The organism is Glaciimonas sp. PCH181 (assembly GCF_003056055.1).
Taxonomy (GTDB): Bacteria; Pseudomonadota; Gammaproteobacteria; order Burkholderiales; family Burkholderiaceae_D; genus Glaciimonas.
On sequence record NZ_PYFP01000001.1, the window covers coordinates 1,203,332 to 1,221,275 of the forward strand.

General features: G+C 51.9%; 19 protein-coding genes and 1 pseudogene. 13 read left to right on the forward strand and 7 right to left on the reverse strand.

Translation table 11 applies throughout. The features are described 5' to 3' along the window. Nucleotides 1-14: 14 nt before the first annotated feature. From C7W93_RS05420 to C7W93_RS05450, 7 genes are all read left to right on the forward strand, one after another. Nucleotides 15-1,472: an NAD-dependent succinate-semialdehyde dehydrogenase gene (locus tag C7W93_RS05420; RefSeq protein WP_108439103.1), complete on the forward strand. Its 1,458-nt coding sequence runs from the start codon at nucleotides 15-17 to the stop codon at nucleotides 1,470-1,472. Nucleotides 1,473-1,531: 59 nt separating this feature from the next. Continuing rightward, on the forward strand, nucleotides 1,532-2,731 hold the full coding sequence (locus C7W93_RS05425) for an ABC transporter substrate-binding protein (RefSeq protein WP_108439104.1): 1,200 nt from the start codon (nucleotides 1,532-1,534) through the stop codon (nucleotides 2,729-2,731). A 133-nt stretch (nucleotides 2,732-2,864) separates the two neighbouring features. Further along, entirely contained in the window at nucleotides 2,865-3,785 is a 921-nt protein-coding gene (locus C7W93_RS05430; RefSeq protein WP_108439105.1) for a branched-chain amino acid ABC transporter permease, read from the forward strand. Between the two features lie 120 nt (nucleotides 3,786-3,905). After that, nucleotides 3,906-5,660: an ATP-binding cassette domain-containing protein gene (locus tag C7W93_RS05435; protein WP_225869755.1), complete on the forward strand. Its 1,755-nt coding sequence runs from the start codon at nucleotides 3,906-3,908 to the stop codon at nucleotides 5,658-5,660. After that, the gene (locus C7W93_RS05440) at nucleotides 5,653-6,384 is read left to right on the forward strand and encodes an ABC transporter ATP-binding protein (protein WP_108440497.1); all 732 of its coding nucleotides are present in this window, start codon (nucleotides 5,653-5,655) and stop codon (nucleotides 6,382-6,384) included. Before C7W93_RS05435 ends, C7W93_RS05440 begins: the two co-directional genes overlap by 8 nt. Nucleotides 6,385-6,417: 33 nt before the next feature. Then, nucleotides 6,418-8,070 carry a GMC family oxidoreductase gene (locus tag C7W93_RS05445; protein WP_108439106.1) on the forward strand — a complete coding sequence of 551 codons (1,653 nt, stop codon included), beginning with the start codon at nucleotides 6,418-6,420 and terminating at the stop codon, nucleotides 8,068-8,070. Between the two features lie 432 nt (nucleotides 8,071-8,502). After that, nucleotides 8,503-8,892 carry a hypothetical protein gene (locus tag C7W93_RS05450; protein WP_108439107.1) on the forward strand — a complete coding sequence of 130 codons (390 nt, stop codon included), beginning with the start codon at nucleotides 8,503-8,505 and terminating at the stop codon, nucleotides 8,890-8,892. Between the two features lie 138 nt (nucleotides 8,893-9,030). On the opposite strand, the gene C7W93_RS05455 is transcribed toward C7W93_RS05450, so the two are convergent. Next, nucleotides 9,031-9,951, reverse strand: a complete 921-nt coding sequence (locus C7W93_RS05455) for a LysR substrate-binding domain-containing protein (protein WP_108439108.1) — start codon at nucleotides 9,949-9,951, stop codon at nucleotides 9,031-9,033. Nucleotides 9,952-10,051: 100 nt separating this feature from the next. Here C7W93_RS05455 and C7W93_RS05460 point away from each other — a divergent pair, with 100 nt between their 5' ends. After that, entirely contained in the window at nucleotides 10,052-11,149 is a 1,098-nt protein-coding gene (locus tag C7W93_RS05460) for a tartrate dehydrogenase (protein ID WP_108439109.1), read from the forward strand. 141 nt (nucleotides 11,150-11,290) lie between these two features. On the opposite strand, the gene C7W93_RS05465 is transcribed toward C7W93_RS05460, so the two are convergent. Beyond that, nucleotides 11,291-12,355: a porin gene (locus tag C7W93_RS05465; RefSeq protein WP_108439110.1), complete on the reverse strand. Its 1,065-nt coding sequence runs from the start codon at nucleotides 12,353-12,355 to the stop codon at nucleotides 11,291-11,293. An 86-nt stretch (nucleotides 12,356-12,441) separates the two neighbouring features. Then, a complete protein-coding gene (locus C7W93_RS05470; RefSeq protein ID WP_370446396.1) occupies nucleotides 12,442-13,167 on the reverse strand; it encodes a malic enzyme-like NAD(P)-binding protein in 726 nt (241 codons plus the stop codon). A gap of 43 nt (nucleotides 13,168-13,210) precedes the next feature. Between C7W93_RS05470 and C7W93_RS05475 the strand changes: the two genes are divergently transcribed. Then, the gene (locus tag C7W93_RS05475) at nucleotides 13,211-13,747 is read left to right on the forward strand and encodes a helix-turn-helix domain-containing protein (RefSeq protein ID WP_161539886.1); all 537 of its coding nucleotides are present in this window, start codon (nucleotides 13,211-13,213) and stop codon (nucleotides 13,745-13,747) included. Nucleotides 13,748-13,784: 37 nt separating this feature from the next. On the opposite strand, the gene C7W93_RS25430 is transcribed toward C7W93_RS05475, so the two are convergent. Beyond that, entirely contained in the window at nucleotides 13,785-13,928 is a 144-nt protein-coding gene (locus tag C7W93_RS25430) for an AraC family transcriptional regulator (protein WP_108440498.1), read from the reverse strand. A gap of 491 nt (nucleotides 13,929-14,419) precedes the next feature. On the opposite strand from C7W93_RS25430, the gene C7W93_RS05490 reads away from it, so the two are divergent. The 3 genes from C7W93_RS05490 to C7W93_RS24410 all read left to right on the forward strand — a co-directional run bounded on the left by C7W93_RS05490 (nucleotide 14,420) and on the right by C7W93_RS24410 (nucleotide 16,894). Then, entirely contained in the window at nucleotides 14,420-16,114 is a 1,695-nt protein-coding gene (locus C7W93_RS05490; protein ID WP_108439114.1) for an outer membrane beta-barrel protein, read from the forward strand. Nucleotides 16,115-16,347: 233 nt separating this feature from the next. Next, complete coding sequence (locus C7W93_RS05495; RefSeq protein WP_108439115.1) at nucleotides 16,348-16,611, forward strand: hypothetical protein; 264 nt, start codon at nucleotides 16,348-16,350, stop codon at nucleotides 16,609-16,611. 31 nt (nucleotides 16,612-16,642) lie between these two features. Continuing rightward, nucleotides 16,643-16,894 (forward strand): hypothetical protein, encoded by a 252-nt coding sequence (locus C7W93_RS24410; RefSeq protein ID WP_146177524.1) that lies wholly within the window; start codon nucleotides 16,643-16,645, stop codon nucleotides 16,892-16,894. A gap of 6 nt (nucleotides 16,895-16,900) precedes the next feature. Here C7W93_RS24410 and C7W93_RS05500 read toward each other — a convergent pair whose 3' ends face one another. The 3 genes and pseudogenes from C7W93_RS05500 to C7W93_RS24945 form a co-directional block, all read right to left on the reverse strand. Further along, nucleotides 16,901-17,233 carry an AraC family transcriptional regulator gene (locus tag C7W93_RS05500; protein ID WP_108439116.1) on the reverse strand — a complete coding sequence of 111 codons (333 nt, stop codon included), beginning with the start codon at nucleotides 17,231-17,233 and terminating at the stop codon, nucleotides 16,901-16,903. Then, nucleotides 17,205-17,465: pseudogene (locus tag C7W93_RS05505) on the reverse strand (formyltransferase family protein); the annotation flags it as partial. The pseudogene C7W93_RS05505 and the gene C7W93_RS05500, both read right to left, overlap by 29 nt. A gap of 150 nt (nucleotides 17,466-17,615) precedes the next feature. Beyond that, nucleotides 17,616-17,777 (reverse strand): hypothetical protein, encoded by a 162-nt coding sequence (locus C7W93_RS24945; protein ID WP_225869756.1) that lies wholly within the window; start codon nucleotides 17,775-17,777, stop codon nucleotides 17,616-17,618. On the opposite strand from C7W93_RS24945, the gene C7W93_RS05515 reads away from it, so the two are divergent. Beyond that, nucleotides 17,718-17,942, forward strand: coding sequence for a RidA family protein (locus C7W93_RS05515; RefSeq protein WP_225869857.1), 225 nt, complete (start codon nucleotides 17,718-17,720; stop codon nucleotides 17,940-17,942). The genes C7W93_RS24945 and C7W93_RS05515 overlap by 60 nt on opposite strands. Nucleotides 17,943-17,944: the final 2 nt, after the last annotated feature.

Sequence of the window (17,944 nt, forward strand, 5' to 3'; positions counted from 1 at the left end):
CGGAGAAAAGATTCATGAACCTGCGTGACGCGAACTTGTTCCATCAGCAATCCTATATCAACGGGCAATGGTGCGATGCCGATAACCGTTCTACGCTTGCCGTCAACAATCCCGCAGATAACAACGCGCTGGGAAGCGTGCCGAATATGGGCGAGGCCGAAACACGTCGGGCCATCCACGCTGCCGACGCTGCTTTACCGGCATGGCGCGCGAAGACCGGCAAAGAACGCGGTGCAATTCTGCGTCGTTGGCACGATCTGATATTAGCCAACATCGACGATCTTGCAGAGATCATGACGCTAGAGCAAGGCAAACCCCTGTCGGAAGCACGCGGCGAAATCCAATACGCGCTGTCCTTCGTCGACTGGTTTTCTGAAGAAGCCAAGCGGGTCTATGGCGATGTATTGCCGCAAACGCGCAGCGATCAACGCCTGCTGGCGTTGCGTCAGCCAATTGGCGTCTGCGCGGCGATCACGGCATGGAATTTTCCATCAGCACTGGTGACGCGCAAAGTGTCGCCAGCACTTGCTGCTGGTTGTACCGTCGTCCTGAAACCCGCCGAATTAACGCCCTATTCTGCATTGGCCTTGGCTGAATTGGCCCATCGCGCTGGTTTTCCTGCTGGCGTCTTAAACATTGTCACGGGTAATCCCGTCGCTATAGGCAAAGAATTAACCTCCAGCAGCATAGTCAAAAAATTGACCTTTACCGGGTCGACGCCTACCGGCCGCCTATTGATGGCGCAATGCGCGTCGAACATCAAGAAACTATCGCTGGAATTAGGCGGTAACGCGCCTTTCATCGTCTTTGAAGATGGCGATATTGATCAGGCGGTAGACGGCTTGATGATCTCTAAATTCCGCAATGCCGGGCAGACCTGCGTGTGCGCTAACCGCATTCTGGTACACGAAAGTATTGCCGAGGTATTTTCATCAAAGCTCAAGCTGAAGGTTGAAGCACTGAAGGTGGGCAATGGGATGACGCCCGATGTCGTGCAAGGACCGTTGATCAACCGCGCCGCCGTCGACAAAGTTGAACGACTGGTGGCCGATGCCATCGACAAGGGTGCAAAGCTGATCACAGGCGGCAGCACCCATCCGCTCGGCGGCTTGTTTTATACGCCAACGCTGTTAACCGGCATCACCGGCGCGATGGCAATCGCTCATGAAGAAATTTTTGGACCGGTCTTGGCAATCACGACATTTCGGGATGAAGAAGAGGCGATACGACAGGCAAACGACAGCCCGTCCGGTCTGGCGGCATATTTCTATGCGGACAGCATGGAGCGCATCTGGCGTGTGATGGAAAAGCTCGAATACGGCATGGTCGGCGTCAATACCGGCATGATTTCAAACGAAGTCGGCCCCTTCGGCGGCATCAAGGAATCAGGCGTTGGACGCGAAGGATCACGCTACGGTATGGAAGAATTTATGGAGTTGAAGTATGTGTGTATGTCGGGCCGCATGCAGTAGTGCGTGCGGTGACATTTTTTGATTTGAATGCATTTTAAAAAAGCTAACAGGAGACAAGAATGTTGAGTAAATTTGGCAAAATAATCACGGGCAGCGCGGTAGCTGCAGCACTAATGATTGCGATGCCAGCGGTACAGGCGCAAACCATCAAGATCGGCTATAACAGCGACATGTCAGCCAGCGGTTCAGCCGAATTCGGACTATCCGCATTGTGGGGCGCAGAGCAGGCAGCCGATGAAATCAATCAGGCCGGTGGCTTGTTAGGCCGCAAAATCAGCATCGTCGCACGCGATGACGTGGCGCAACCGCCTAAGGCTATCCAGAACACCAACGAATTGCTCGATAACGAAAAAGTGATTGCGCTGATCGGGTCTGCCAATTCCGGCAATATGATGGCGTGGCTGCATTTGCCGCAGCAAAAGAAAATTCCGGTGATCTCACCGATTGCTACTGCAACCGACATCACCAAACGTTTTGAAAGTACCGGAGAAAACTATATCTTCCGTGTATCGATGATCGATCGTGACCAGATCGCGTTGATTGTTGCCTATGCAGTCAAGGCGACAAAGAACAAGAAAATCGCATTCATCGTTGACTCCACCGGTTATGGTCAACAAGGATTGAAGGATCTTAATCAGGTGCTGGCGTTACACGGTCTGAAACCTGCTGCTGAAGAAAAGTTTGGCGGCAAAGATACTGACATGACATCGCAGCTAAGCAAGATCAAAGCCAGCGGTGCCGATACGCTGATCATCTATGGTCTGGCCGATGCCAATGCGTATGTGTTGCGCAGTATGGAAAAAATCAATTACTTCCCGATCACGCTGGGTTCATGGGCCAACGTCAACACCCCTGTGATTCAACTCGCCGGAGCGAAGCTGGCTGAAAAGTTGATCTTCACTGCATCAACCACTGAAACCAGCACACCAAAAGCCAAAGAACTGAATGCTGCGCTGTTGAAAAAACATCCGAAGATGACGGCATTCGTGACTGCCGCACAATCTTATGATGCGGTTAAATTGCTGGCAGCAGCCATCAAGCAAGCGGGTTCAACCGATGGCGATAAAGTCCAGAAGGCACTGGAGAATCTGGGCACTACTGACGGCGTCGTCAAAACCTATCAAAAGCCGTTTTCGAAGACTAACCATGAAGCTCTGTCCGTCAGCGATTTCCATTTCGCACAATGGAAAAGCGGCCGCATCGTCAACTATGAAGATAGCGTGACCAAGGCAATCACCCCAGCGGATTTGTTGAAGTAAATTCAGAACTGATGGCCGACCAACGTGGTCGGCCGTATCGAACACCGCCCAGTTTAGTTAAGTCATTCATGCTTTCATCAATGAAGGCATGGCTTAGCGGGCGGGCAGCATTTTTACCGAGTTGGAGTACAACATGACAGAAGCATTGCTTCAGGCGCTGATCAGCGGACTTGCGCTGGGCGGGGCCTACGCGCTGGTGGCGCTGGGATTCAGCATTACCTTCACCACTACCAAGACCCTCAATTTCTCGCACGGTGATTTTGTTTCAGCGGGGTCCTTCATCGGCCTGTCTGTGATGCTGCTGCTGACCGGTGCGCCTTTACGGGGCAGCATCGAAGCGCTGGTCGTCCACGGCAACGAACAATTGATCGCTGTATTTATCGCCATCGCCGTAATGGGCGTGCTCGGCATCGTGCTTTACCTCACCGCAGTTCGTCCTTTTGCCGGTAAGCCGGGCATGGCGTGGGTGATGAGCACGATTGGTTTCGGCATCATCTTACAAAGTCTGGGTCTGGCAATCTGGGGCCCTGCACCAATGAAAGTACCAGCACCTTTTGGTGAAGGGGTGATTCGCTTCTTCGGCGTAGGTTTCAGATCGCAAGAGCTATTGCTGATCTGCGTCACGTTAGTCGTCATGGGCATCTTTGACTGGGTCATGCGCAAAACATTGATCGGTAAAGCGATGCGCGCAGTGGCGCATGACCGTAATGTCGCAGCGCTGATGGGGATCAATGTGAACGCGATTATGTTGGGCGCATTTTTCGTCAGCTCCGGACTGGCTGGCCTCAGCGGTTATCTACTCGCGCCTATCGCTTCCGCATCGCTGTTTATGGGTCTCGGCATCGCGCTTAAAGGTTTTTCCGGTGCGATGATCGGCGGACTTACCAATCCACGCGGCTGCGTTATTGGCGGTTTTGTCCTCGGCATTCTTGAATCCATGATTAATCTTTGGCAAGCCCAATGGCGCGAGATCGTTGTCTTCATGCTGGTTATTCTGGTCCTTGCCTTTAAACCGAACGGGTTATTCGGCAAAAAAATGGTAGAAAAAGTATGAGTACAGGTATGGGAAATAAAACACAGAAAATGCTCGCGGCTGGCGTCAATTCCGCAGCCACCAGGTCAGCAAACTCAGCCACAAATAAACGTCCGTTTTTTTTCTGTTCACGTGATCGGTGTGATTGTCATTGGCCTGATCGCCGCCGTTCTGGCGGGCATCGCGGGCAACGACTATTACCTGCGTATTTTGTTCATGATCTGCGTCTATTTCATGTGCGCGACGGGTATGAATGTGTTGGTCGGTTATGCCGGACAAAAATCCCTCGGACAAGCAGGACTTTTTGCTGCTGGTGCTTATACCGCTGCGTTATTAACCGTCAACTTTAACTGGTCGCCGTGGCTTGCCATGATCGCTGCTGGCGTGGTCGCCGGTTTGTGCGGCGTTTTAGTCGCGCTTCCCTCATTGCGGGTCAAAGGGCCGTATCTGGCGATGGTTACTCTCGCCTTCGGCACGTTGATTGAAAAGATTGTCACTGAATGGGACGTTTTGTTCGGTGGTGCTGCAGGCATTTACGGCATCAAACCGCTGAGTATCGGCGCGGCGCCCATGACCAATGTGCAGTGGGTATGGTTCGGTATCGTGCTGTGCGCGGCAACACATCTTTTGTTGCGCAACTTCCTCAACGGTCGTTTTGGTCGTGCACTGCTGTCATTGCAGGCAGATGAAATCGCCGCTGCTTCGGTCGGCATCAGAGTTTATCCCGCTAAGGTGCTGGCATTCGTCATCGCTGCGGTGACTTGCGGTATCGCTGGCGCGATGGTCGCGCAGCAAAATCAGTACATCAATTCCGATTTTATTAATTTTAATCTCTCCATTTTTATCCTGTTGCTGGTCTTGTTTGGTGGCGCAGGATCAATGCTGGGACCCTTGCTGGGCGCGATTCTGTTGACGGTCATCGACGCGCTTCTCTCCAAATGGCCATCTGCCCAACACTTTGTATACGGTGCGCTGCTGCTGTTCGCCCTGTATGCCATGCCGAACGGCGTCGCAGGTCTGTTCGCCCCGTTGCTGCGTCGAATGCAAAAAAATCCCGACATTGCAGACGCTGGCGGTATGAGCGCCACGGGCGGAGTTTCGCTACTGAACACAGCCACACAGTCAGGCGTGCTGCTGTCCGTCGAAGGCATATGTAAATCATACGGCGGCGTTAGCCCGGCGCAGGATGTCTCGTTTGAACTGCAAGGTGGTCATATCCATGCGCTGATCGGGCCAAACGGCGCGGGTAAAAGTACGATGATCAACATGCTGACCGGTATCGTTGTACCTGACCAAGGTCAGATACGCTTTCTGGGCAAGCCGATTGGTGGCAACCGGGTCGACGCCATCTGCGCCGCCGGGATGGGTCGAACCTTTCAGAATTTGCGCCTGTTCCGTGATTTGTCTGTGCTAGACAATGTGCTGACGGGTCGCCATAGCAGGATGAAAAATGGCTTTTGGTCGTCCTTGCTGACGATGCCCGGTGCGCGTGCTGAAGAAGCTGCCGCGCGGACCCATGCGTTAGCCATTCTCGATTTTGTCGGGCTTGCGCCGCACGCCCATCTACCGGCTGGCAGTCTGCCTTACGGTCTGGAACGTCGCGTCGAACTGGCCCGTGCGCTGGCAACGCGGCCTGCGCTGATGTTGCTGGATGAGCCTGCCGCCGGCCTTAACCCACAAGAAACCGCCGAACTTGGTCAGTTGCTGCTGCGGGTGCGCGATCTGGGCATTACGATCTTGATGGTCGAGCATCACATGGACTTAGTAATGAGCATTTCCGATCATGTCATCGTGTTGGACTACGGCATTAAAATCGCCCAGGGGCGTCCTGAGGAAATACAAAAAAATCCTCGCGTGATTGAAGCGTATCTCGGTGCAGAGGCAGATGATGAGTAATCCTGATATCCCAATATTGACACTGCAAAACGTGTCTATCTCCTACGGTGCAATCGAAGCAACGCGCAATGTTTCTATCGATGTCAGAGCTGGCGAAATCGTTACCATCATTGGCGCAAACGGCGCTGGAAAAAGTAGCCTTCTCAAAAGCATCGCAGGATTAGAGCCAGTGAAATCGGGCAAAATTTTTATCGATGGCAACGATATCAGTAACCTGCCCGCCCATAAACGTCTAAAGCTAGGCGTAACGTTATCGCCTGAAGGTCGCGGCGTGTTTCCCGATCAGAGCGTGCGTGACAACCTGCTACTTGGCGCTTATACCCTGAAAGGTTCTGCGGCTGATCGTGACGAGGCGATGGAATACGGCTACACGCTGTTTCCCCGTTTGCGCGAAAGACAACATCAGTTAGCAGGCACGATGTCCGGCGGCGAGCAGCAAATGCTGGCGATGGCACGAGCGCTGATGAGCAAGCCGCGATTGCTACTGCTGGACGAGCCATCGTTAGGTCTGGCACCGCTGATTATCAAAGACATTTTCAAGAGTATTCGCCTGTTGCGCGAACGCGGCCTGACGATACTGCTGGTGGAGCAAATGGCGAATCAAGCGCTGGCAGTAGCCGATCGTGCCTATGTACTTGAGACTGGCAGTATTACTTTGCAGGGCAGCGGACAAGAGCTACTCAATAATCCACAGATACGCGCATCTTATCTAGGCGCACATTAATTCAACAGCACTACGTCGAACCGGAATGCAAAGATGAGTAACAAAGCTAATACCACAGCGAATGCACCAACAGGCGAACGTTTCGATTACGTCATCGTGGGTGCCGGTGCAGCCGGTGCCATTCTCGCTAATCGCTTGTCAGAAAACGGCAAGTTCAGCGTTTGCCTGCTGGAATCTGGACCTACCGACTGGCATCCGTTCCTGCATATCCCCGCTGGATTTATCAAAACACTGTTCAATCCCGCGTTCACATGGCCGTTCGAGACGGAAGCCTCGGAGATGACCAACGGACGGCGTATTCCCGTACCGCAAGGCCGGACGTTGGGAGGCTCAACCTCGATCAATGGCCTGGTCTACAATCGCGGGCAACATGCGGACTACGACGGCTGGGAAGCGTTAGGCAATAAGGGATGGAGTTTTGCCGACGTCCTGCCCTACTTCAAACGTTCTGAATTACGCACAGGTGGTGACGATCTTTACCGTGGACGTGGCGGCGAACTGCCGGTCTCGGATATCGACTGGATTCATCCATTGTGCGAAGCCTTTATTGCCGGTGCCGAGGGCATAGGAATTCCGCGCAATCCGGATTACAACGGTGCAACGCAAGAAGGCGTCGGCTATTTCCAACGCACCATCAGTCGCGGCTGGCGCATGAGCACGTCGAATACGTTTTTGCGTGCAGCAAAGCAACGGAAGAATTTATCAGTCCGCACCAACGCACAGGCGACCCGCGTTCTGTTCGACGGCAAACGGGCTATCGGGGTCGAGTACGCGATTAAGCGCGATATCAATAGCAAGCGCAACGTGCTGGCGAACAAGGAAGTGATTTTGTGTTGCGGTGCGATCAATACGCCAAGGTTGTTGCAGCTATCGGGCGTGGGCGCGGCGACGCATTTGCAACAGCTTGGGATTCCTTTAGTCCATCATTTACCCGGAGTTGGCGAACATTTAAGCGACCACTATTCCGTTCGACTAGTAGCGCGGGTGAATTGCAGCACCATGAACGAACTGGTCACCGGAGTGAATCTGGGCATGCAGATAGCACGGTGGACATTCAAGCGCCCGAGCATTATGGCGCTGAGTCCGTCTCTGGTGCATTATTTCTGGAAATCGCGGCCAGAACTCGCCTCGGCAGATTTGCAAGGTGTCTTTGCCCCAGCCAGTTACCGCGAAGGCTACGTCGGCATGCTAGATTCATTTCCTGGCATTACCGCAGGCGTCTGGCAACATCGGCCAGAAAGTCTCGGCTATGTCCGCATCAAGTCAGCGCAACCATTTGAAGATCCGGTTATTCAACCGAACTATCTCACGCATGAAAATGATCGCCGCGTGTTAATTGATGGTATTCGTCTTGCGCGTAAATTACTGCAAACAGCCGAACTGAAGCAATTTGTCGAGAACGAAACCTTGCCGGGTGCAGCCTTAACCAGCGATGACGAATTGCTCGACTTCGCCAGACGTTTTGGGGTGTCGTCTTATCATCTGAATGGCACCGCGCATATGGGGCCGCAGTCCGATCCGCTGGCGGTGGTTGATGATCAGTTACGCGTGCATGGTCTGCAAAGTCTTCGTATCGCCGATTCTTCAGTGATGCCGAAAATGCCTTCTGCGAATATCTGCGCTGCCACGATGATGATTGGTGAAAAAGCCTCTGATTTGATCTTGCAAAAGACAATCGGCGCTTGAATTTAATCTGAGTGTGGTTTTATGCCACCGGTCAGCGGGTGCGTATAGCGTGCCGTCCTGTCGGAGCGAGATGTTTTCTCATCGACGGCACGCTGACATTTTTATCTCCACCAGTGCACGCATAGTCGTACTGGGATAACGTCATTTTCACCTCTCCCCATCAAACGCCCCAGGCCACATTTGGCGCGTCGCCAACAATCTGGCGTCTGACTTGCGACATTCGATCGCGTCTCTCGATTCTCTATAGCATATCGATTTGACATCATTAATCGCTCACCCCGATCCTCAATGACGATACTCTGCAACCGTTACTGACCTTCCAAAACGTTTTATTTGGTCCCGTAGTATCCATCGCCTCACCAATACCCGATGGCAACGTTAGAATTGAAAGCGGCCGATGCCATTGCACAAACTTTGGCGAAGGCTTGAATTATGCATCGTCAACAGTCACCATCTTGCCCGCTGCCTTTATTGCGTACGACATCCCTAAAAGTGAACAAACAAGGGGCGATTCTGTATGGGGTTGAACGCAAGGTCGGCGATGAGGACGTGTTGATGCCGCGCTTCGATAGCCTGTCGTATGTCAATCCGCTGACGAATGAACAGATCGCGAAGATTTCCAATTACGTGCTGGAGCAATACGGCAGTCCCGGCGTTCAGGTAACGCCGCAGGACGTAGCGGTCGCACGCGATGGCGGCCCCAAGCCACTGCTGGCGCGGATGCAACCTTATATTATTCCGCTCATAGGCTTGTTCGCCCTCATCATTTTGCTACTGCTGGGAGTGATCATTCAACGCAGACGCTATAAAAATAAAGGGTAGTCAGACATCTTTCTGACAAATACATCCTCAGGGTGAGAGAGCCGGGCAGATATAAAATGCCCGGCTTAACGATGCCCAGAGGAATTTCGCCGCAGCGGCCCGCACCGGATGGCATGATGATAATTGGGCCGCAGAGGCTTATTGCACATCTCTCCCAGCATGACCATCAGCAAAAAATTCCTGTAAAAACTCAACGCATACGCGTACCTTGGCTGAATTGCTCAGACGCGATGGGTAAACTGCCCAAATATTGGCTTCTTGCTGATAAGTGGGCAGCACTCTGACCAACTGCCCGCTTTCTAAATATTGTCCGATGTCCCAGATAGAACGCAGCACCACGCCGCGACCGTCAATCGCCCACCGCACTGCTACTTCACCGTGATTAGTCGACAAAGGGCCGGTCACCTTTACCGTTTGCTCTTCGCCGTTATCATTGCGCAGTTTCCACACTCCAAACGGATGATCGCGCTCTTTGATCACCAGACAATCATGTTGCGCCAGATCGCTCAACGCATGTGGATGGCCGCGTCGCTGCAAATATGCCGGGGATGCGCATAACACGCGGTGATTGGATGCCAGACGACGGGCATGCAGATGCGGCGCTATTTCATCGCCGACGCGGATGTCGAGATCAAAGCCTTCGCTAGCCACGTCCACCAGTCGGTCAAACACCTCAAAGCGTACTGTTAGCAACGGATAACGCGCGATCAGTGTTGAAATTGCCGGACCGACGACATTGCGGCCAAAGCCAAAACTGCTGCAAATCCGCATCGCCCCACGCGGCACCTGGCGCGTGATGGATACTTCCTGCAACAAATGATCGATGTCGTCCAGAATCCGCTGCGCCCAGTGATAAACGCGCTCGCCTTCTTCGGTAACGACAACGCTGCGCGTGGTGCGCTTAAACAGGCGCGTGGATAGTTCTTCTTCCAGAATTCGAATGCGTTTGCTGATGTAAGCAGGCGAACTGCCTAATTCATCCGCCGCTGCCGAGAAACTGGATTTGCGCACAACGGTGATAAATACGCGCAAGTCATCCGGGGTGGGTAGTTTATTCACGATCTGTGCACAATATAGCGATGGAAATAGCAATTATAGGTGTAATCATAGTGAATATAATGCTGTGTATCTTGCGTCGCAGACGCCCTAAAAGGAAATTATGAACACAACCTACAAAATAGCCGTGCTGGCGGGCGATGGCATAGGCAAGGAAGTTATGCCAGAAGGCCTGCGCGTCGTGAAAGCGGCGGCGCAACGTTTCGGGATTACGCTGGAACTGACGGAGTTTGACTGGGCCAGCTGCGACTACTATGCGCAAACCGGCAGCATGATGCCAGCGGACTGGAAAGAACAGCTGTCAGGAATGGACGCGATCTATTTCGGTGCTGTGGGCTGGCCGGATATCGTTCCGGATCACATTTCGCTGTGGGGTTCGTTGTTAAAGTTCCGCCGTGAATTCGACCAATATATCAACCTGCGCCCAGCACAGACTTTCAAAGGCGTGCGCAGTCCGTTGGCGGATCGCGGTGCTGGCGATATCGACATGATGATCGTCCGTGAAAATACCGAAGGCGAATACTCATCGGTTGGCGGCATTATGTACGAGGGCACACCGAACGAAATCGTCATGCAGCAGGCGGTATTTTCTCGCCGTGGCAGTGATCGGGTATTGAAATTTGCATTTGAGCTGGCAAAAACCCGTCCGCGCAAACACGTGACAGTCGCCACCAAAAGCAATGGCATCTCGATCTCCATGCCGTGGTGGGATGCCCGCGCTGCCGAAATGGCAAGCCAGTATCCCGATATCAGTTGGGACAAGCAGCACATTGATATTCTTTGTGCGCGCTTTGTATTACAGCCACAGCGTTTTGATGTCGTGGTGGCCTCCAATTTATTCGGCGATATTCTCTCTGACCTCGGGCCCGCCTGCACCGGCACGATTGGCCTCGCGCCATCCGCCAATCTGAATCCGGAACGCAACTTCCCTTCATTGTTCGAGCCGGTCCATGGGTCTGCGCCCGATATCTATGGCAAAAATATCGCCAACCCGATTGCGATGATCTGGTCCGGCGCGATGATGCTGGATTTCCTCTGTGGCAATAGTAATGACAGCAAAGGTCGTTTAGCCCACGACGCCATCGTTGCCGCCATTAAATCAGCACTGGAAACCGGCCCGCATACCGGCGATCTGGGTGGCACTGCCTCCACTACTGCGATGGGCGAAGCGATTGCAAAACTGGTGAGCGAAACTGTTTAAAACAGAAAGTCGTCTCTTTTGAACAAAATACCGATGGCACCTATTGCGTATGCTGCATAGGTGCCATCGGCATGTTGGGAGGATGCGCCATCACCCGCTAAAGCAGCGACGCATCAAACTAAAACTCTCATTTTTAGCTACTTAGAAAAAGTGCACGATACCTAACTGCACACCGTTAATCGTGCCGCCCGGAACAGATGCCACGCGTGCGGCGGACTGGACTACTGCAGCACCGCCTAAAACGAAACTATTTCGGTTGTCTTGTTGTTTTAAATGTGAATAACCTGAATACAGTGTCGTCCGTTTGGAAAGCATGTAGCGATAGAGAACGCTGGGTTCGACAGCGTTGCCATGTCCCTTGCCCGTTACATGGTCACGAGTCGCCGCATAGCCAAAAGCCAACGACGATACGGGTGTAAAACTATACAGCGCAGAGACCGAATATAAATTGCTATCGATGCTGTTGTCTGTTGCGATTTCACGGTCGATGGCGGCAAATACTTTCCATTGGTCGTTGATGCGATAAGACGTTCCGACGGCGGTGCGTTTTGCCTTATAAGCCAATGCCGTATTGCTGATTTCTTCATAATTGATACCGGCATAGAACGCGCCTTTTTCATATTCAGCCGCCATATGCAGATTGTTATTGCCGCTCACTTCTGGCAAAGGCGTTCCGCCAGCAATAGCACCTCTGCCGAATAAACCTTGCACCTTGAATCCGTTCATATCCGGCGAAAAAATCCCAATCGCATTGTCCACCCGAAGCGTTGCGCCAAACATGTTATTCCAGCCCGAGGCTTGAGTCGTTCCGCCAAAGGCATCAAATTTGCCATTCATATAAAATTGCGGCGTATTTTGGCGGCCTAGACGAAACTCCCCCCATTGACTCGATAATCCAACCCAGGATTGCCGATTAAAAAGCCGATTCGAATCGGCTTGCGATCCGTCTTGAGAATTAAAGCCGCTCTCCAGGACGAAGTTAGCTTTAAGGCCAGCTCCCAAATCTTCGTTTCCTTTAAAACCGAGTCGGCTGGGATACAAACCACTGGCATCCATCCGCGTCACCGACGGCACGCCTGTCGCGTGTATGTTGGTCATGAAGGTATCCACGACGCCATAGATGGTGACATTGGTTTGCGCGGCTGCCGGATTTGCCATGCCAGCGCCGATCAGGGATGCGCTGAGTCCTACTTTGCTGTATTTCATTTTTATCTTCTCCACACCATTAAAAAACTGTTTTTATGTACAAGGTTTCCTATAAAACTATAGCGATCCACATCGCACCATCAATCTCACTCCCCTATCGCCAAGCTACGGTTGATCAGCTTGCGCAGTGAGAGTCGGTACTGCGCCATGTCGCCAATTTCTCGCGTTGCAACGCCGTCGCGCATTGCGGCTAACGCAACGGCAGGCGCAACCCGCTCAATCAGCCTGCTGTCGAAAGGCGTTGGGATGATGTACTCCGGTCCGAAACTTAGGTGACGTCCGGGATAGGCAGCCTGCACGCACGATGGCACTTCTTCGAGTGCAAGATCGGCAATCGCATCGACGCAGGCGGCCTTCATGCCAGGCGTAATCTGCGTGGCACCGACATCAAGCGCGCCGCGAAATAGAAAGGGAAAACACAACACGTTATTGACCTGATTCGGATAGTCAGAACGGCCGGTCGCCACGATGCAGTCGCTTCTGACCGATGCCACCACTTCTGGACGAATCTCCGGTTCGGGATTGGCTAACGCTAGGATGAGCGCCCTTGGAGCGGGTTTTTGTACTGCTGCAGCGGTGAGTAACCCTGCAGCCGAGCAACCCAAAAAAATATCCTGACCAGCCACAGCATTTTCCAGCGTTTGTACATCGCGGGTCGTCGCGTAACGGGCCTTATTGATTTCCATATTTGGCTCGCGACCTTGAAACACCACGCCCTTGGAATCTACTAGCGTGATGTGCTCTTTTTTCAACCCCAGACGGACTAGCAAATCAAGACAGGCAATCGCAGCAGCGCCAGCGCCGGAAAACACCAACGTCGCGTTCTCTAGTTGCTTACCCGCCAGACGTATTGATGTGCGAATAATTTCAGCGAGTAATAAAGATTTACCTCAGCTGATTCAGATAAAAGAATTTCGGGAAGATCTTTTTTACCGCTGTAACGTCATTGGTATAACAATCCCATCGCTGCGTCAACGGCGAGAAGATATCGTTGTACTGGCAAACTATTTTTTAACAAAATACGCAGACTTATTAAACAAACGGACTTTCCGCTTTTCTGCTTATGTATTAGACCAAATGCTGAATTACCCGTGGCCCGGGAATGTAAGAGAGCTGGAGAATGCCGTTGAGCGAATGGTAAATCTGACGGATGAAGAGGAAATAGAAGACATCGCATTTCTTGACACGGCACGGATTCAAATGGCCCCCAATACCACTAAATTTGATGCAGGACGTCCGCTTAAAGAAATGGAACGTGTTGCCATTATTAACGTGCTGCGTGAATGTCGATTTAATGTGACAGAATCGGCTAAAAGATTAGGCATATCAAAACCGACGCTGTATAAAAAAATTCAAGGACACAACATTCCGATGGAACGAGGTTTTAAATAATCTTTTGATCATGTGCATCAACCGCAAGCATTAAAATTTATCCGGCGCTTTGCTTGCGCCACTCTGATGGCGGCATTCCCACATATTGTACGAATGCGCGGGTAAATGAAGCCTGCGAACTGTAACCGACAGTTGACGCGATGACTCCTAGCTTTAGTTTTGTAACACCACCAGCAATTATAGAAGCTGAGCGCGCACAGGCTTAGGAATCAAGTCACGCGTTCCTCTTCCCAAGTTCGGAAATTCTTCCGGCCGATTCCGACTTACCAAGACATACCAATCCGCGGGCATTACGACGTATTGCGACAGCCTTCCCATAATCGATCGCCTTGCGTGGTCGCCTCGATCGATGGCATCGGCGCACCTTCGGCGCTCCCTTGTGCGCTAGGTTGATCTTGCGTGAAGCCGCCCTCTAAACAAGCCGACGTATCGATATATCCCTGTATCAGCGCTTCGTTTTTACGCGAAATTTACACGTTCATGCCGTCTTTTTCTAAATTTTTTATATGCTCCTTGCTAAAATTTTGCCGATGCTGATTGCTACCTCCTTGGTCAAACGCAGCTAGAAAGCGGCTGCAAAAACCCTTCGCAAAAATTGATATCGGTGTGCCGATATGAGGGTGCATGTCATGCATGAATTGATTGGCTTTTACATTACAGGGGAATAAAAACATGACAACGATCATCAACATCCGACATCTGGTTGCGTGTGCGTGCGCCGGTATCGGTATGGTTGCAATGACCGCAGCCGGTCCAGCGTTTGGGCAAACTGCCGCTGCAACTGCGACAGGTGGCGCGGTAGAGGGCAGTACACCGGGCTCAGAAAAACTGTCTTTCTCAAATAGATTTTTGAGTACTTATAAAGATTATTTGAACTGGAACGGCGATCCTGCGGGTGCACCGCAAACATGGCGCAAAGGGTATCAACCACCACCGGAATCGTCGCCGCCAATGCCGTTTTCCAGCTGGCCGATGGGCGGATCGGAAATGATCGGCTATGACAATTCTTATAATGGTGCGCTGATGGATGCCATCTATAGCGGACCAAATGGGCAGGCCTGGAAAGACAGCCGAGTGACGCTGTACGGCTGGATCAATCCGGGGATGAATATCAGTTCGTCGCATACGCAATTCAACGGGCAAAACGGGACCGGCGGCAACTTCCCGGCAGCCTATGCTTACAAGCCGAACACCGTGCAATTGGATCAATTCGCGCTGTATCTCGAACGCACGCCTGACGAAGTGCAACAGGATCATTTCGATTGGGGATTTCGCCTGACAGGTTTGTATGGCACCGATGCAAAATACACTTTTTCAAGGGGCTTGTGGAGCAATCAATATACCAATTCCAACGGCAACGTAAGGGGGAATGGGTATGACATGCCGATGGCCTATGTAGAGGGTTATTTCCCCGGTGTAGCGGACGGCATGAATGTCCGGATCGGTCGTTATATTTCAGTTCCAGACATCGAAGCGCAGCTGGCACCGAACAACTATACCTACAGCCATTCTCTGCTGTACACCGTTGATCCATACACGCAAGAAGGTGTCATGACAACGATCAAACTCAATAAAAACTGGACGATTCAGGGTGGCGTATCCGCCGGGAACGACGTGGCGATCTGGTATCACCCAAGGGTACCGTCGACCTTTGTGAATGCCGCTGGCGATACAGTCGCCAATCCAAATGCCGGTCAGAAGATTGGCGCACAACTGACGCCAGCAGTCTGTGTAAATTGGACATCGGACAGTGGCAATGACTCGCTCTACCCTTGTTTAAATGGTGCCAAGCCCGTCGGCAATAGCGGCAACTTCGGTTGGAATAATTTGCAGCACGAAGCCATTACCTGGTATCACAAATTCAACGACAAGTGGCATATCTCCACCGAGGGCTGGTACATGTATGAAAAGAATACGCCCAACATGCAGAACGCTGACGGTCCAGGCTTGTGGAACTCTTACTTCGGCACGACAAACACCGTTGGTGGACCTTTCGGCGCAATGGGCGGCCATGGTTGCGGCCCGACCGATGGCGTTACCTGTACCTCAAAAGAATGGGCAGTCGTCAACTACCTTGTGTATCAACCCACGCCGCGTGACTTCATCACTTTGCGCTCAGAAATTCTGGACGATGTAAACGGTCAGCGGACCGGCTTCGCTACCAGGTATAAGGAAGTTTTGCTTGGCTGGAATCACTGGTTCGGCAAGGCCATCACAATCCGTCCTGAAATACGCTATGAACACGCCGGATTGCCAGCGTACAACAACCCATGTCCGGTTGCTGGGACGGCAGGCTGTGGCTCTACCGTTACGACTGGAACAAAAAATCAATTCATGTTTGCAATGGACGCTATCGTCCACTTTTAACCATCGCCAGATACCACGGACGTAGCTTTAGTATTGGCGATGAAGCAGTCGGATGGAGATTAAACCACACAGGCCATCTCCATCCGTTTAAGGCAAAAACCGTAGCAATATTTGATCCTGATCGCAGCAGCCTTGCGGACGTGGTGTGCCAACCAATTAAAGCCGTTTAAGGCGTCCATAAACTTGTAGGACAATTATTTTTACTTTAGAAATTTGAGAAAAAGAAAATCGCCATGAAAAAATTCACCATAGCCAGTCTCATCATTGTCGGTCTCGCCGTATGTTCTATGGCCAATGCTGCACAAGATCAATTGATCGTTGAACAGGTACGCAAAAGCCACCTCGCACATGAACAACCGAAAACCGCTGAACACGATCATGACTCGCACGCAGAAGCAACAGCGACCAATGACCAAAAACAGATACAGGGTGCACAAGAAGCGAATACGCGATTGACCGGAACGGATACGTCAAGTCAAGACAGCAGCAATAAGTAAGACGTTCGAAGATGATTATTCAGGATGGTTTATGTTTAGAAATGGAAGAAAACTGGACGTCGGTACAGTAGTCGGCTATCTGCTGGTAGTAGGTATCTCTGCTTACAAAAGCAAGGTCGACTATGACGCCCAAACCACGTTTTCGGCATCGCGACTCACTGCCATGCCGACTAATCAACGGATCGCGTTACCGCCCCATCTTCCACGATTTCTGGGCTGTTCCGTAAGGCTTGTTATTGCCGAGCCAGAGATTTTTCACTGCTATCCCGGACTAGACAACTAGTTTCTTCTAAAGCACTTCAGTCGCTTTTCTAGACTCTCTGGTTTTCCGCGCTTGTGTCGGCGTTTTTCCGTAAGCCTTGCGAAAGCGCAATTTCATTGCAAAAGCAGTGGGACTCATCCCCAATTCGGCATGGAATAAGCGTTCCAGCTGACGTGCGCTGACATGTACGCGTTCAGCTATTTCTTCAAGAGATAAGGGCGTAGAAATATTTCGTTCTATCAGCAGCAAGGCTTTACGCACCTTGAAATTATCTGTTTCTCCGGTAAGCAAAGGCTGCGGCTGCGGGGTTTTAGACGGCAATGGTGCATCCCGGCCCTTCATCCAAATCTGTGGTGACATAATGTGCGGTTGCGCCGATTAATTTAACCCCTCTGACATAGGCTTGATGGTAAGGCTTGTCCCCCTTGAAACCGGGTAAGAACGAATGATGGATATTGATTGTCCGACGTTTCAGGGCGGCGAGCAAGCGCGCCTCGTGCTGTATCTTGGTTTCTGGCGTGATCGGAAGATGGTAAAACGGGATGCCATTTGCGGTCGCAATCGGGCCTAGATCAGGATGATTAGAAACGATTCTTCAAGAAAACGCATGGCGGCGGCCACTTGCCCCCTGTTGCAGCCTCAGCTCCCTAATTCATCGACCATGAGATCTATGAAGCGCCTGACGCGGGGTTCCAGAAAACGTCTTGTAGGGTAGATCCTGACGATCTTTACATCGTCTGCCTCAAGGTTGGGCAGCACCTGATGCGGCCGGCAGCCAAATCCCCGGCCACCAGAAACGCCGGCTGTCGGCGAGGACGATTTCGAGGTACAGACCCGGCAGACGCTGGAAAATCTCGATCGTGTGCTGGCAGGATTTGGCGTCACGAAATCGAATATCGCGCATATGGAAATCTATTTGACAGACTCGCAAGCACACTTCGCGCCATTAGCGGTGCTGTTCAAAGAATATGTCGGCGACCATCGTCCAGCCGCAACCGTCATCGGCGTGTCGGGTTTGGCCTTTCCTCATCAGCTGGTTGAAATCCACGTTGTGGCACACGCTGCTTAACT

Coding starts and splice junctions, on each gene's coding strand:
- C7W93_RS05495 (WP_108439115.1), top strand. CDS start 16,348: ATGAAAAAATTCACCATAGCCAGTCTCATCATTGTCGGTCTCGCCGTA.
- C7W93_RS05430 (WP_108439105.1), top strand. CDS start 2,865: ATGACAGAAGCATTGCTTCAGGCGCTGATCAGCGGACTTGCGCTGGGC.
- C7W93_RS05500 (WP_108439116.1), bottom strand. CDS start 17,233: ATGTCACCACAGATTTGGATGAAGGGCCGGGATGCACCATTGCCGTCT.
- C7W93_RS05490 (WP_108439114.1), top strand. CDS start 14,420: ATGACAACGATCATCAACATCCGACATCTGGTTGCGTGTGCGTGCGCC.
- C7W93_RS05445 (WP_108439106.1), top strand. CDS start 6,418: ATGAGTAACAAAGCTAATACCACAGCGAATGCACCAACAGGCGAACGT.
- C7W93_RS24945 (WP_225869756.1), bottom strand. CDS start 17,777: ATGCGCGATATTCGATTTCGTGACGCCAAATCCTGCCAGCACACGATC.
- C7W93_RS24410 (WP_146177524.1), top strand. CDS start 16,643: ATGTTTAGAAATGGAAGAAAACTGGACGTCGGTACAGTAGTCGGCTAT.
- C7W93_RS05465 (WP_108439110.1), bottom strand. CDS start 12,355: ATGAAATACAGCAAAGTAGGACTCAGCGCATCCCTGATCGGCGCTGGC.
- C7W93_RS05440 (WP_108440497.1), top strand. CDS start 5,653: ATGAGTAATCCTGATATCCCAATATTGACACTGCAAAACGTGTCTATC.
- C7W93_RS05425 (WP_108439104.1), top strand. CDS start 1,532: ATGTTGAGTAAATTTGGCAAAATAATCACGGGCAGCGCGGTAGCTGCA.
- C7W93_RS05450 (WP_108439107.1), top strand. CDS start 8,503: ATGCATCGTCAACAGTCACCATCTTGCCCGCTGCCTTTATTGCGTACG.
- C7W93_RS05420 (WP_108439103.1), top strand. CDS start 15: ATGAACCTGCGTGACGCGAACTTGTTCCATCAGCAATCCTATATCAAC.
- C7W93_RS05460 (WP_108439109.1), top strand. CDS start 10,052: ATGAACACAACCTACAAAATAGCCGTGCTGGCGGGCGATGGCATAGGC.